This window comes from Motiliproteus sp. SC1-56 (assembly GCF_017309075.1).
GTDB lineage: Bacteria > Pseudomonadota > Gammaproteobacteria > Pseudomonadales > Balneatricaceae > Motiliproteus.
Genome location: NZ_JAEMGS010000011.1, coordinates 134,287 through 148,623, shown reverse-complemented (window position 1 = coordinate 148,623; position 14,337 = coordinate 134,287). Strand labels below are relative to the sequence as shown.

Genomic DNA, 14,337 nt, shown 5'->3' with positions numbered 1-14,337 from the left:
AGGGGTGAAAACTGAAACGACTGTGGTAACATTTTGCTCACGGCTGTAGCTGCGTGGAAGTAGGCTCGACACCAACAACCATAAGGCTTTCAGCCGTTTCTGTTTACCCCTTCATGAAAAATGCGGGCTAGCGACAAGCCATTCAACTTTTGCGTGTAAATGTCTTGGCTAGAGGCTATGCGAGCAATTCTGATGATCAAGCGCATGAGCCATGCGCTTGACCATCCTCTCCAGGAGATCGACAACCCCCCACTCCTTGGCATCGATAAGGGCGTGTGCAATTTGATCTTCGTCGTAATCTTCAAAAAAAGAAGCCAGAAGTTCTTCATCATCACCAAAGGGCTCAATGGAAGGCAATGGATCTGAAGGCTTAACTGAGCCAAACCATGTTTTTGCTTCCTCAGGGTCAAACCGATGCACGCCATAGACATCTGCATACAGATTTGGACTTAAAAGCACTACTGCATGTGCATGCTCATACTCATAGGAATTATGCTCATCATCAAACAAACGATCTTTGTTTGGAACAACATGCTTCCTTGTGATGGTTGCTAAAGATAACCCTGTGATCCGATGGAGCGCTATCGCGAAACTATGGCACTGACCACCTGTATATAGGCACTCTTCATCTTTATGGTTGCTTTCTTTGATAAGTGGCATAGAACAACATTCCAAACACTGTTGGCCAGATATTTGGCCAATGCTAGTTATAAAGGGCGAATCCCACAGCTATGTCGCATAGCCCCTGTAAAGAGCAAACCATTCATCTATCAACACAAAAGGTGAATGGCTTGGGCTAGCGACGGTTTTTCTCCTGGGCCGGGCGTTTTGCCCGGTTGGCCTCGATGGTTCCCTCTCTCCTCTGGATGCTTCCAGAAAACCCTCTTTTTAGCGGGCGCCTGCCTTCTATACCCAAGATGGTTCCGACCGGGGCCATAGAGGGAATACCCGTATACTTTTGTCTAGGTTTTGGCAAATTGTCGACAATCCTGGTTGACGCTGTTTTGGGCCGGCGTTAAGGTGGTCCTCCAAATCACATTGTCGACAATCTGCTCCCCATGAGTTCACCGATTTCAGCTCTGCAACAAGAACAGCCCGAATCCCGGACCCTGGCCGACCGGGTTTGCCAGGAGATTGTCACCGCGATTATCGTCGGCGACATTCCGCCGGGGCAGAAGATCAGCGAGCCGGAACTGGCCCGCACCTACGGTATCAGTCGGGGGCCGCTGCGCGAAGCGATTCGGCGGCTCGAAGGGTTGCGCCTGGTGGTGCGGATTCCCCACGTGGGCGCCCGGGTGGTGTCGCTCTCCATGGAGGAGCTGATCGAGATCTACCACGTGCGCGAAGCAATGGAGGGAATGGCTTGTCGGCTTGCGGCCCAGAGCATGACCCCGGAGGAAATTCAGAGCCTGCGCAACCTGCTGGACGAGCACGAGCAGAATCTGGAAGAGACGGAAGGGCGTGCGTACTTCCAGAAAGAGGGTGACTTGGATTTCCACTACCGCATTGTTCAGGGCAGTAAAAACAGGAAGTTGAAAGAGCTTCTTGGTGGAGAGCTTTATCATTTGGTGCGGATGTACCGCTACCAGTTCAGTCTCTCCAGCTCGCGTCCGGTGCGGGCTCTCGCCGAGCACCGGCATATCGTGGAAGCGATTGCCAACCGGGACGGCGAACTGGCCGAGATGCTGATGCGCCGCCATATCAGCGCGGCGCGCAAGAACATCGAGCGCAAGCTCAAGCAAACAACCACAGAGCAATAAAAGAGGATACGTCATGGTACAGAAATTGACCGCAGGCGGACGCTTTCGCAAGGCGCTGGCCGAGAACCACCCACTGCAGATTGTCGGCACCACTAACGCCTACCATGCGCTGATGGCCGAGCGCGTCGGTCACCAGGCGATCTACCTGTCCGGTGGCGGTGTCGCCAACCACTCCTACGGTCTGCCGGACCTCGGCATGACCACCATGAACGATGTCCTTGAGGATGTGCGCCGGATCAGCAGCGCCGTGGAGACCCCGCTGCTGGTGGACATTGATACCGGCTGGGGCGGCGCCTTCAATATTTCCCGCACCGTTAAGGAGATGATCAAGGCTGGCGCCGGCGCGATCCACATGGAAGACCAGGTGGCTCAGAAGCGTTGCGGCCATCGTCCTAACAAGGAGATTGTCTCCCTGGAAGAGATGGTTGACCGGGTAAAGGCCGCCGTTGACGGTCGTACTGACGACGATTTCTTCATCATCGCCCGCACCGACGCCTTCCAGATGGAAGGGCTGGACGCCGCCGTCGAACGGGCCCAGGCCTGCATCGAGGCCGGCGCCGACGGCATCTTCGCCGAAGCGGTTCACACCCTGGAAGATTACAAAGCGTTCAGCTCCAAGATCGACGCTCCGCTGCTGGCCAACATCACCGAGTTCGGCGCCACACCGCTGTTCAACAAGAACGAGCTGGCCGAGGCCGGGTGTTCCATGGTGCTCTATCCCTTGAGCGCCTTCCGGGCAGCCAACAAAGCGGCCCTGGCAGTGTACGAGAACATCCTGTCCAAGGGCGACCAGAAAGACGTGGTGGACCTGATGCAGACCCGCATGGAACTGTACGATTTCCTCAACTACCACGATTTCGAGCAGAAGCTGGACCAGCTCTTTGCCGAAGGTAAAAACAAGTAAAACGATGATACAGGTGGGGCCTGCGGGCCCCAGCGCAATAACTCGAAAAACCTGATAGGAGTTTGTTATGTCAGACGCGAAGAAACTGGGCGGTGCTGGCCTGCGTGGCCAGTCCGCTGGTACTACCGCCCTGTGCACCGTGGGTAAGACCGGTGCCGGCCTCACGTACCGTGGCTATGACATGGTGGAGCTGGCCGAGAAGGCGAGCTTTGAAGAAGTGGCCTACCTGCTGCTCAAGGGTAAACTGCCCAACCAGTCCGAGCTGGACGCCTACGTTGCCAAGCTGAAGACTCTGCGCGGCCTGCCCGACGCCCTCAAGACGGTGCTGGAGCAGATTCCCGCCTCCGCCCACCCCATGGATGTGATGCGTACCGGCTGCTCCATGCTGGGCAACCTCGAGACCGAACAGGACTTCAGCGAGCAGGAAGACAAGGTCGATCGCATGCTGGCGGTTTTCCCCTCCATCATCAATTACTGGTACCGCTTCAGCCATGACGGCGTTCGCATCGAGACCGAGACCGATGACGACTCCATTGGCGGCCACTTCCTGCACCTGCTCAAGGGTGAAAAGCCCAGCGAACTGCACGCCAAGGTGATGAATGTCTCGCTGATCCTCTACGCCGAGCACGAGTTCAATGCCTCCACCTTCACTGCGCGGGTGTGTGCCTCGACCCTCTCTGACATCCACTCCTGCGTCACCGGCGCCATCGGCTCCCTGCGCGGCCCGCTGCACGGCGGCGCCAACGAGGCGGCCATGGAGATGATCGAGAACTGGACTTCCCCGGACGAAGCCGAGCGCGAGCTGCTGGGCAAGCTGGAGCGCAAGGAGAAGGTGATGGGCTTCGGACACGCCATCTACCGCGAGTCCGACCCGCGTAATGCCGTCATCAAGGGTTGGTCCCGCAAACTGGCCGAAGACGTGGGCGACGACGTCCTGTACCCCGTTTCCGTCCGTTGCGAAGAGGTCATGTGGCGCGAGAAGAAACTGTTCTGCAACGCCGACTTCTTCCACGCGTCCGCTTACCACTTCATGGGCATTCCCACCAAGCTGTTCACGCCGATCTTTGTCTGCTCACGCCTGACCGGCTGGGCCGCCCACGTGTTCGAGCAGCGTGCGGACAACCGCATCATTCGCCCCAGCGCCGATTACGTTGGCCCCGAGAGCAGCACCTGGGTGCCCATCGAAGAGCGCGACTAAGCCTGTTACGGTGCGGCCCGCGGCCGCACCGACCTTCACTTTGCTCCCTGGAGTAAGCCATGAATACCGAATACCGCAAAACGTTGCCGGGCACGGGGTTGGACTACTACGACACCCGTGAAGCCGTCGAAGCGATCCAGTCCGGCGCTTACGCAAAACTGAACTATACCTCCCGGGTACTGGCTGAGCAGCTGGTGCGTCGCTGCGAACCGGACGCCCTGACCGACTCCCTCAAGCAGATCATCGAGGGCAAGCAGGAGCTGGATTTCCCCTGGTACCCTGCGCGCGTTGTCTGCCATGACATCCTGGGTCAGACCGCGCTGGTCGACCTGGCGGGCCTGCGTGACGCTATCGCCGAGCAGGGCGGTGACCCAGCCAAGGTCAACCCGGTGGTCCCGACTCAGCTGATCGTTGACCACTCCCTGGCCGTTGAAGCCCCTGGCTTCGATCCCGACGCCTTCCAGAAAAACCGCGATATTGAAGATCGCCGCAACGATGACCGCTTTCACTTCATCAACTGGTGTCGGACTGCGTTCGATAACGTTGACGTGATCCCCGCCGGTAACGGCATCATGCACCAGATCAACCTGGAGAAGATGTCGCCGGTGATCCAGGCTCGGGACGGCGTTGCCTTCCCCGATACTTGCGTGGGTACCGACAGCCACACCCCGCACGTGGATGCGCTGGGCGTCATCGCCATCGGGGTCGGCGGCCTGGAAGCTGAAACCGTGATGCTGGGGCGTCCTTCCATGATGCGCCTGCCCGAGATCATCGGCGTCAGGATCGTCGGTGAGCGCAAGCCCGGCATCACCGCCACCGATATCGCCCTGGCGATGACCGAGTTCCTGCGCAACGAGAAGGTGGTTTCCGCCTACCTGGAGTTCTTCGGTCCTGGTGCCGCGTCCCTGTCCATCGGAGACCGCGCCACCATCTCCAACATGACTCCGGAGTACGGCGCTTCGGCCGGTATGTTCTATATCGACCAGCAGACCCTCGACTACCTGAAGCTTACGGGTCGTGAGCCCGAGCAGGTAGCGCTGGTGGAACAGTACGCCAAGCAGACCGGCCTGTGGGCGGATGACCTGGTTGAAGCCGAGTACCCGCGGGTGCTGGAGTTTGACCTGTCCTCCGTGGTTCGCAACATGGCGGGGCCTTCAAACCCGCACCGCCGTCTGCCGACCAGCGCTCTGAAGGAGCGCGGTATTGCCGACGAAGCCAAGCTGGCCGCGGCCAAGGCCGAAGAGGCCGAAGGCTTGATGCCCGACGGCGCTGTGATCATCGCCGCGATCACCAGCTGCACCAACACCTCCAACCCCCGCAACGTGGTGGCTGCCGGTTTGGTCGCCAAAAAAGCCAACGAGCTGGGACTGGTTCGCAAGCCCTGGGTGAAGACCTCCTTTGCACCCGGCTCCAAGGTGGCCAAGCTGTATCTGGAAGAAGCCGGGCTGCTGCCGGAACTGGAAAAACTGGGCTTCGGCATTGTCGGATACGCCTGTACCACCTGTAACGGCATGTCCGGTGCCCTGGATCCCAAGATCCAGCAGGAGATCATCGATCGCGACCTGTACGCCACCGCCGTGCTGTCCGGTAACCGTAATTTCGACGGCCGGATTCACCCCTACGCCAAGCAGGCGTTCCTGGCATCCCCGCCGCTGGTGGTGGCCTACGCCTTGGCCGGCACCGTCCGTTTCGATATCGAGCAGGATGTGCTGGGCACTGACGGCAACGGCAATCCCATTACCCTCAAGGACCTGTGGCCGAGCGACGAAGAGATCGATGCCCTGGTTGCCAAGAGCGTGAAGCCGGAGCAGTTCAACCAGGTTTACATTCCGATGTTCGATCTTGGGGATGTGGAGAAGGCGCCGAGCCCCCTCTACGATTGGCGCCCCCAGACCACCTACATCCGCCGTCCTCCTTACTGGGAAGGTGCCCTGGCGGGTGAGCGCACCATGAAGGGCATGCGTCCGCTGGCGGTGCTGGGTGACAACATCACCACCGATCACCTATCGCCGTCCAATGCGATCCTGCCAGACAGCGCGGCGGGCGAATACTGCGGCAAGATGGGCCTGGCGCCTGAGGATTACAACTCCTACGCCACCCACAGGGGTGACCACCTGACGGCCCAGCGCGCAACCTTCGCCAACCCGAAACTGCTCAACGAGATGGTGCGGGACGAAAGCGGTGAGGTGAAGCAGGGCTCACTGGCGCGGATCGAGCCGGAAGGTGTTGAGAGCCGCATGTGGGAAGCAATTGAAACCTACATGGAGCGCAAGCAGCCGCTGATCATCATCGCCGGGGCCGACTACGGCCAGGGCTCATCCCGTGACTGGGCCGCCAAAGGGGTTCGCCTGGCGGGTGTGGAAACCATCGTTGCCGAGGGCTTCGAGCGGATTCACCGCACCAATCTGGTGGGTATGGGCGTGCTGCCGTTGCAGTTCAAGGAGGGCGATACCCGCCACACCTACGGCATCGACGGTACTGAAACCTTCGACGTGGTCGGTGAGATCAGCCCCCGTTGCGACATGACCGTGGTTATGACCCGCCGCAACGGCGAGCAGGTGGAGATTCCCGTCACCTGTCGCCTGGATACCGCCGAGGAGGTGGTGGTTCACGCCGCCGGCGGCGTTCTGCAGCGCTTTGCCCAGGACTTTCTGGAAGGCAACGCGTAATCGCAGGGGAGGGTGCCTGCGGGCACCCTCCTGCTTTTTCGAGAAACCGGCTCGGTGCCAGCGCTATGAATCTTAAGGGTCAATAGCCCTTACGGATCAATAGCCCTGTCACCCCGCTATAGAGGACATTTTCCTATGGCCCACGTACCCCAGATCAAAATTCCCGCCACCTACATGCGTGGCGGCACCAGCAAGGGCGTTTTTTTCAGCCTGAGCGACCTTCCCGAGCGCGCCCAGGTGCCGGGTGAAGCCCGCGACAAGCTGCTGTTGCGGGTGATCGGAAGCCCCGATCCCTACGGCAAGCAGACCGACGGTATGGGCGGCGCCACCTCCAGCACCAGCAAGACCGTCATCCTGGCCAAGAGTGAGCAGCCCGATCACGACGTCGACTACCTGTTCGGCCAGGTATCCATCGACAAGCCTTTCGTCGACTGGAGCGGCAACTGCGGCAATCTGACCGCCGCCGTCGGCGCTTTCGCGATCAGCAAGGGGCTGGTGGACCCGGCGCGCATTCCGGAAAACGGCGTTGGCACCGTGCGCATCTGGCAGAAAAACATCGAGAAGACCATCGTCGCCCAGGTGCCGATGACCAACGGTGAAGTGCAGGAGACCGGCGATTTCGAACTGGACGGGGTGACCTTCCCCGCCGCCGAGGTGCAGGTGGAGTTCATGAGCCCGGTGGACGCCAGCGAGGCGATGTTCCCTACCGGCAACCTGGTGGATGACCTGGAGGTACCGGGTATCGGCACCTTCAAGGCCACCATGATCAACGCCGGTATTCCTACTGTATTCCTCAATGCCGACGCGCTCGGCTATACCGGGACCGAGCTACAAGAGGCGATCAATGGCGATGCGGTTGCGCTGGAGCGCTTTGAAACCATTCGTGCATACGGTGCCCTGAAGATGGGGTTGATCGGCAGCGTCGAAGAGGCTGCCGGCCGCCAGCACACCCCCAAGGTGGCATTCGTTTCACCGGCCAAGGGCTACACCGCCTCCAGCGGCAAGGCGATCGAGGCCGACGCGATTGACCTCAACGTGCGTGCGCTCTCCATGGGCAAACTGCACCATGCCATGATGGGGACCGCCGCGGTGGCCATCGGCACTGCCGCGGCCATTCCGGGCACCTTGGTGAACGCAGCCGCCGGGGGCGGTGATCGCGCCAGCGTGGTCTTTGGTCACCCTTCCGGCACCCTCAAGGTGGGCGCCGAAGCGCTCCAGGAGGGCGGGCAGTGGACCGTCAACAAGGTGGTGATGAGCCGCAGTGCACGGGTTTTGATGGAGGGCTGGGTGCGGGTGCCGGGCGACTCTTTCTAGACGATTCCCCTCTGGGGCCTTAGCCCCGCGGCGCCGCTTCGCTCGTGCCGCAGATGTTGCCTCTGGTAATGCAACAGGCCGGCGGACCAGCCTATCAGGGTCCTCACCGGCCGGAGGTCTTGGCCTCGGTATCTTCTGGTACCGAGGCCTTTTTTGTGGCGCGATACTTTACGCTTGCCGGGTGCGCCCCTTTATTCGTCGATATCGTCGACGTGCACCTGTCCGGAGAGCCGGCGGTGAATATGGGACCAGCTCATGCCAATGGCCAGCAGCAGCGCGATGAGAATCAGGATCAGCCAGGCGATGACCGAACTGCTGGCGAGTGTCAGCCAGCCGATGTCCACCAGCAGCCAGATCACGGCGACGAACAGCGCAGAGGCCAGCACCAGTCCCAAGGTGCCGAGGGCTTCCATGGTGGCCTTGACGTACACCACCCATCCGATGACCAGCAAAATTCCACTGATGGCCAAAAACGGTGTCACCGAGGGAAATACCTCAACCAGCCGGTGAATAAACGAGTGCCCGCTGGGGTTGTAGGTCAAAAAAACCAGTGCCGAAGAGAACAGCAGTCGGCCCAGAAAACTTAAAAAATCAAACTTTTCACTTTTCGCAGCCATGCTAATGACTCCCTGTCATCGTCCACCGTTGTATTCGAGAGCGGGTTCCCGGCTGATTTAAAGCGGGTCTGCTGAAAAGGTGTCGCAGGCGCTGACCTCGCCGCCGTCAAAGCCGGCGAGGAACCAGCGGTGCCGCTGTGCCGAGGTGCCGTGGGTAAAGCTCTCAGGTACGGCATAGCCCTGGGCCTGCTTCTGCAGCCGGTCGTCGCCAATGGCCGCCGCTGCGTTCAGCGCCTCATCCAGGTCGCCCTGTTCCAGCATCTGTCGGTCCATATTGGCATCGTGCCCCCAGATCCCTGCAAGGCAATCGGCCTGCAACTCCAGACGTACCGACAGGGCGTTGGCTTCGGCTTTGCCGGCGGCCTGTTGCAACTGCCTGACCCGGTCGCTGATCCCCAGCAGGTTCTGCACATGATGGCCAATTTCGTGGGCGATCACGTAGGCCTGGGCGAAATCACCGGGGGCGCCGTGTCGGGTTTTCAGGTCACGGTAGAAGCTCAGGTCGATATAGACTTTGCGGTCCAGCGGGCAGTAGAAAGGCCCCATGGCTGCCTGCCCCAGGCCGCAACCGGTGTTGACGGCCCCGGAAAACAACACCAGCACCGGCTCTTCGTAGCGTTTTCCCTGGGCTTGGAAGCGTTTGTTCCAAGTGGTTTCCGTATCGCCCAGTACCACCGACACAAAGTCGGCAAGCTCCTGGTCCTGTTGTGAAAGGGCTGCGGGTTCCTGAGGCGGGGGAGCGACGCCCTGGCCGGTGAGCAAGCCCAGCAGATCTATCCCCAGAAGGCGTGCGCCGAAAAACAGGATGACGCCCCCGATCAAGAGTCCTCGCCCTTTGCGTGATCGAAGCAGCCCTGGAAGGAAACGGAGCAGCAACAGGAGGCCGCCGCCCGTTGAAGCGTGACGTACCGTCTCGCCCCGCCTGTCTTCTACGTTACTGCTGCGACGTCCAGATTTCCAACGCACGGTCGTATCTCCTCAGTGTCGATGCCCGTCTCCCGGGAATGATGGGAGGGTCGACTCCGAGAACTGCCTGACCGCCACACTATGGTCTGGCCCGAAGTCAGCAGCGGTGGTGGAAAGTGCTCCGGCGATGGCCGGTGGTATCGGTGGCAAATCGCTTACGGGTTGGGTTTGACCCCATGCTCTGCCGATAAACGCCTGCTGAAGGGTGGCTTACTAAGGGTAAGCCTGTGAAGCCAATCCGCCAATGCGTGCAGACAGGAGTATAGAAAGACTAAAGGTTCTTTTCCTGAAAATAGGCCGAGTGTTCCGTGTCGCTGAGGGTTGCCTTCGACATGTCGGGTAAACACCTGAGTCGCGTAGGGCGGATGAGGGGTGGGGGGGAGGGATTGTCTTTACCCCCTCGTTGGCTGAACTATTATTGGATGGCACGATTTGGACGGGTGCCGTGTCGTTGTCCGTGATTATCCTATCGGTCGTGCCACCGGACCTGGGTTGACGGCGGCACTACGGATCATGGGGTACTTTGAAGTCAATACATTAGACGCGTCCCGAGGTGAGGTGTTCGCCTCTTTTCCCGGCGGATTTGATAACGCTGCTGCCAATTTGTCGGTCGAAACCGCCTCCTCAGCGGCTGTATGAAAGCGAGCATGCCTAACGGGATTGTTAGGTGCAGGAACTTGAAAATGGATGACTTATGATATCGGAAAAATATGAGTGTGTTTTCGTACATATCCCCAAGGCGGCGGGGCAAAGCATTGAACGTTTCTTTTTAAATTTACATGGGTTGTCTTGGAAGGAGAGGGCCCCCCTTTTGTTGAGATACAACCCCGAGCCTGATCTGGGCCCTGAGCGGCTGGCGCACCTCAAGTCCAGCGAGTACGTGAGTTGCGGCTACCTTGATGAAGACCAGTTCAATCGTTACTTCAAATTCACCTTTGTAAGAAATCCCTGGGCAAGGCTGGTCTCAGAATTCCGTTATCGGGATTATGATAAACAGATGTCATTCAGGGATTTCGTGCTGGGCGGCCTGCCCGAAGAGTGCGACTATTCTGACGCTTATCGCCATATCGCCCCGCAATACGACTTTGTTTATGACGAATCCGGCAAGCTGCTCGTCGACTTTGTTGGCAAATTCGAGAACCTGCAGGACGATTTCAAGGTTGTATGCGAGGCGCTTGCAATACAAGGCTCAACCCTGCCTCACGCCAATTTGTCTACGCGGGAAAACTCTCTCAAGGAGAGGGTTAAAAAGATCATATGGCGCAAAAAGCCCAGCCGGCGATACCACTATACCGAGTACTATGACGCGGAAACCAGAGAAGTGGTTGAGAATATGTACGCGAAAGACATAGCAACATTCGGCTACGCGTTCGGGGATTGAGTCCTTAACGAAGCCCGTGCTTGGGTGTTCGCAGCTTTAGCCCGTTGAGTCGGAGAAGAGCCCGCCCCGTTACGGCCCTCTCCTCTGTTGACGCGGTTGGTTGAGCTGCTCGGCTGTGTAGATCGTTGCTTCTCCAGCGCCCTCTGCTGTCCGGGGACCTTGCCCGTTTTTTGCCTTCGTGCCAGGGTGTGTCTTGCGGTGCTGCGGATTGCCCTGGCTTCCGTACAGACCCTGTCATACCGGAGCTGTTTATGCCGCGCCTGCTGTACATATCGTTGGGGTTTTTGTGCCTGTTGCTAGGGCTGGTAGGGGTGGTGTTGCCGTTGCTGCCGACCACGCCCTTTGTGATCCTGGCGGCGTTCTGCTTCTCCCGCGGCTCCGACCGGTTGCACCGGCTCCTCCTCAATCACCGCCTGTTCGGTCCACTGATACGCCAATGGGAAGCGCATGGCGTGATTCCCCTTAGGATCAAGTGGCTCTCCACCACCATGATGCTGCTGATGGTGGGGTATCCTGTGCTGTTTAAATCACTGCCGTTGTGGGCTGATGTGGGCATGGGCGGGGTAGTGCTGCTGGCCCTTGCCTATATCTGGAGCCGCCCTTCGCGTCCATCGACGCTCGAGGCCGGTGCTAACCGCCTCTGAAGCGGCTGGACTTGGATTTTTTGCCGTGCTTCGTACACTGGGCGCTTTGCGCTAGGCTCAAACCGGCATGACTTCGTCTTTACCTATCGATTCTATCAAGGGGGCCGTGCTCAGCACGCTGGCCCGGCAGCACCTGGTGGTGCAGGCTGATACCGGCTCAGGCAAGTCGACCCGGCTGCCTCTCTGGGCGCAGGAGCAGGGGCGGGTGTTGGTGGTGGAACCGCGGCGTGTGGCTTGCCTAGCCCTGGCGGATTACCTTGCCTCCCAACTGCACAGCGCCCCCGGCGAAGCGGTAGGGTATGCCATCCGATTCGATAGCTGTTTCTCCGCCGCGTCCCGTGTCGTTTTCGTTACCCCGGGAATCGCGCTCCGTTGGCTGGCTGATAACGGCCTGAGCGACTTTGACCTGGTGATCCTGGATGAATTTCATGAGCGGCGCTGGGATACCGACTTGCTGCTGGCGTTGCTGCGTAACAGGGACACTCACCGGTTATTGTTGACCTCGGCCACCTTGGATGCCGAGCGCCTGGCCGCCTTTGCTGACGCACGGGTGCTGCGCGCGGAGGGGCGTAACCATCCGGTCTCGGTCGCGTACCAGAGCGGCGGTGACGTCCGCGCCATGCCGAGCCTGGCAGCCCTGGAGGAGCGGGTGTGCAAAGCGGTGGAGTCGGCGCTGCCGAAGACGGAAGGGGACCTGTTGGTGTTTCTCCCCGGGCGGGGCGAGATTCAACGCTGCCGGACGGCGCTCAAGGGCGTCGGACCTGAGTTGCTGGCGCTCCACGGGTCGGTTCCGGCCGCCGAGCAGCGTCGTGCCCTGGCATCGGGAACCCGACGCCGGATCATCCTGGCCACCAATATCGCCGAAACCTCCCTCACCATTCCTGGGGTGCGGGTGGTGATTGACAGCGGGCTGGAGCGCCGCACCCATCAACGCAACGGTCGCACTGTTCTGGGCCTGCGCTCAGTGTCTCTGGCCAGCGCTGAACAGCGGCGCGGCCGGGCGGGACGCGTAGCGCCCGGCCATTGTATCCGTCTTTATGGCGAGCACGCCCCCCTGGAACTCAGCACTCCGCCGGAGGTGCTGCGCGAAGAGCTTACCGAACCGGTGCTCGCGGCTGCCTGCTGCGGCGTTCCGGTTGAACAGCTCCAATTTCCCGATCCGCTTCCGGTTAAGTCGCGGTGCCTGGCGCAGGAGAAACTGCAACGGATGGGTGCCCTTGATGCCCAAGGGCTCGCGACGGATCACGGCCGCCGGCTGTATCCGCTCCCTATTGACAGTTTCTTTGCACACCTGGTCAGCGCCATGCCCGATGAGGGTTGCCGGGGGGCGACCGTCGACTTGGTCGCGGCCCTGAGTGTTTCCGGGCGTTTGTTGCGCATGCCGGGGGACGAACAGGGACGACAGGCTCTGTCTGCCTGGCAGCCGATCGCCTGCGATGCTACGACCCTGGTGAAACTGGTCCGTGAGCCATTCCCGGAGGCGCTGGTTCCGGACTCGGTCACGTTGGAAGATGCCCGTCGGCTGGCGAAACAGTTGCGCGACGCCCTGGGCCTTGGGCCGCTGCGGGCGGGCCAGAACCATGACCGCGAGCGTTGGCTCCGGGCTCTGGTTGAGGCGGCGCCGGAGATCGCTTTTGTCCGTCGCCAGAAAAGGCGTGAGGCAATGGGTAACGGGTGGTCCGAAGTGGTAGTGGGGCGCGACAGCCGGCTCAGCGACGAAGCCGAGGCTGCCCTGGTGCTGGACCAGTACGCGCTACCCGGGCGAGGGGTCAAGGAGACGCGGAACATCGCCACCTGTTGCGCGCCTGTTTCCCTGACGCTGTTGGCGGTCGCCGGGGTGGGGGAAGAGCGTCTCGCTGAAGCCTCCTGGGAGGCGGGCCGGCTGCGGGTACAGGCACAACGGGTCTATGCCGGGCGTGTGATCGCCTTGCGGGAGCGCGCACCCGGCGGTGCGCTGGCGAGACAGGCCCTGGCTGAGCTTATCCTGGCGGGGCGCCTGCTGGCCCCGGCCGGGGCTCGGTTACAGGACGACCTGGCTGCCTGGGCCCTTTACCAGTCCCTGGCTGAGGAGCAGGCACCCACCACCCCCGAGCCGATTTGTTGGCTGGAGGAGCGCTTGGCCCGCCTTGGCGTGGAGCAGGGGGAGGATCTGGCCCTGCTGGAACCCGAGGATCTCGCCTTTGAGGGGGTGCCTGAGTGGGAGCGGGAGCGGTTCGACGCCGCCTATCCCCGGCAGCTATCCCTGGGTGATTTGAAGCTGCGAGTCAGCTATGAACCGCGGCGCAAGCGGGTGGTGGTAGAGCCCGTGGAAGGTACCCGCAAGACCCTTCCCAAGCGCTGGGAGCTTCCGCGCTGGAAAGGGTGGACAGTGCGCTATCAGAAAGCGAGCCGGGTGGTTGAGTTGAAATAAGCTATCGACGCCGTTTCGAGGCGCTGAGCGGGCTTGGTTAGCGTCCGAAACGGATGGCCAGAGCAGTAACGACGCCCCAGATCCAGTTAAATATAAGCACCAGCAGCGGGGTCAGCAGCCCCAGCCCCAGGCCGGCGATTCCGTGCTGGGTCTTGAGGGGGAAAACCACGAACAGCTGGACCGCAGAAGGGATCAGGCTCAGCAGGGTGCCCTTGAAAAGGGGGCGGGACCCGGCGAACGGAAGCAAAAACAGCAGGCCCCAGAGCCCGCCCCAGACAATCCGGGGGTAAAGCCAATGGGGGCTGAGCGTGGGGGCGATGCTCACCCCAAGGGCGGCAGTGATACCCAGGTCGCCCGCAAGCCAGACCGCCAGGCTGTTGGCGAGGGCGCCCAGGCAGCCGGCGCTGTAGGCGACCATTAGTTTACGCACGCTGGAATTCCTGGTGGGGGGCTGTCCGGGGCCGGCCGAGTTGA

General features: G+C 60.7%; 12 protein-coding genes. 8 read left to right on the top strand and 4 right to left on the bottom strand.

Going from position 1 to position 14,337, the window contains the following annotated elements:
• Positions 1 to 168: 168 nt before the first annotated feature.
• Complete coding sequence (locus JGZ97_RS13500) at positions 169 to 660, bottom strand: hypothetical protein (RefSeq protein ID WP_207063164.1); 492 nt, start codon at positions 658 to 660, stop codon at positions 169 to 171.
• Positions 661 to 1,058: 398 nt separating this feature from the next.
• Between JGZ97_RS13500 and JGZ97_RS13495 the strand changes: the two genes are divergently transcribed.
• The 5 genes from JGZ97_RS13495 (at position 1,059) to prpF (ending at position 7,845) form a co-directional block, all read left to right on the top strand.
• The gene (locus JGZ97_RS13495; RefSeq protein WP_207063163.1) at positions 1,059 to 1,760 is read left to right on the top strand and encodes a GntR family transcriptional regulator; all 702 of its coding nucleotides are present in this window, start codon (positions 1,059 to 1,061) and stop codon (positions 1,758 to 1,760) included.
• A gap of 13 nt (positions 1,761 to 1,773) precedes the next feature.
• On the top strand, positions 1,774 to 2,664 hold the full coding sequence (gene prpB / locus JGZ97_RS13490; protein ID WP_207063162.1) for a methylisocitrate lyase: 891 nt from the start codon (positions 1,774 to 1,776) through the stop codon (positions 2,662 to 2,664).
• Positions 2,665 to 2,731: 67 nt separating this feature from the next.
• Positions 2,732 to 3,862 (top strand): 2-methylcitrate synthase, encoded by a 1,131-nt coding sequence (gene prpC, locus JGZ97_RS13485; RefSeq protein ID WP_207063161.1) that lies wholly within the window; start codon positions 2,732 to 2,734, stop codon positions 3,860 to 3,862.
• A gap of 59 nt (positions 3,863 to 3,921) precedes the next feature.
• Positions 3,922 to 6,531 carry a Fe/S-dependent 2-methylisocitrate dehydratase AcnD gene (gene acnD / locus JGZ97_RS13480; protein WP_207063160.1) on the top strand — a complete coding sequence of 870 codons (2,610 nt, stop codon included), beginning with the start codon at positions 3,922 to 3,924 and terminating at the stop codon, positions 6,529 to 6,531.
• 135 nt (positions 6,532 to 6,666) lie between these two features.
• Positions 6,667 to 7,845, top strand: coding sequence for a 2-methylaconitate cis-trans isomerase PrpF (prpF, locus tag JGZ97_RS13475; RefSeq protein WP_207063159.1), 1,179 nt, complete (start codon positions 6,667 to 6,669; stop codon positions 7,843 to 7,845).
• Positions 7,846 to 8,036: 191 nt separating this feature from the next.
• On the opposite strand, the gene JGZ97_RS13470 is transcribed toward prpF, so the two are convergent.
• Both JGZ97_RS13470 and JGZ97_RS13465 read right to left on the bottom strand, forming a co-directional pair.
• Positions 8,037 to 8,462: a DUF6524 family protein gene (locus JGZ97_RS13470; protein ID WP_207063158.1), complete on the bottom strand. Its 426-nt coding sequence runs from the start codon at positions 8,460 to 8,462 to the stop codon at positions 8,037 to 8,039.
• A 57-nt stretch (positions 8,463 to 8,519) separates the two neighbouring features.
• Positions 8,520 to 9,428, bottom strand: a complete 909-nt coding sequence (locus JGZ97_RS13465) for a neutral zinc metallopeptidase (RefSeq protein ID WP_207063157.1) — start codon at positions 9,426 to 9,428, stop codon at positions 8,520 to 8,522.
• A gap of 694 nt (positions 9,429 to 10,122) precedes the next feature.
• On the opposite strand from JGZ97_RS13465, the gene JGZ97_RS13460 reads away from it, so the two are divergent.
• The 3 genes from JGZ97_RS13460 (at position 10,123) to JGZ97_RS13450 (ending at position 13,863) form a co-directional block, all read left to right on the top strand.
• A complete protein-coding gene (locus JGZ97_RS13460; RefSeq protein ID WP_207063156.1) occupies positions 10,123 to 10,809 on the top strand; it encodes a sulfotransferase family protein in 687 nt (228 codons plus the stop codon).
• A gap of 251 nt (positions 10,810 to 11,060) precedes the next feature.
• Positions 11,061 to 11,453, top strand: coding sequence for a YbaN family protein (locus JGZ97_RS13455; protein WP_207063155.1), 393 nt, complete (start codon positions 11,061 to 11,063; stop codon positions 11,451 to 11,453).
• Between the two features lie 67 nt (positions 11,454 to 11,520).
• Positions 11,521 to 13,863 carry a helicase-related protein gene (locus JGZ97_RS13450; protein WP_207063154.1) on the top strand — a complete coding sequence of 781 codons (2,343 nt, stop codon included), beginning with the start codon at positions 11,521 to 11,523 and terminating at the stop codon, positions 13,861 to 13,863.
• Between the two features lie 37 nt (positions 13,864 to 13,900).
• Here the strand turns inward: JGZ97_RS13450 and JGZ97_RS13445 are convergent, their stop codons facing one another.
• Complete coding sequence (locus tag JGZ97_RS13445) at positions 13,901 to 14,293, bottom strand: hypothetical protein (RefSeq protein WP_207063153.1); 393 nt, start codon at positions 14,291 to 14,293, stop codon at positions 13,901 to 13,903.
• Positions 14,294 to 14,337: the final 44 nt, after the last annotated feature.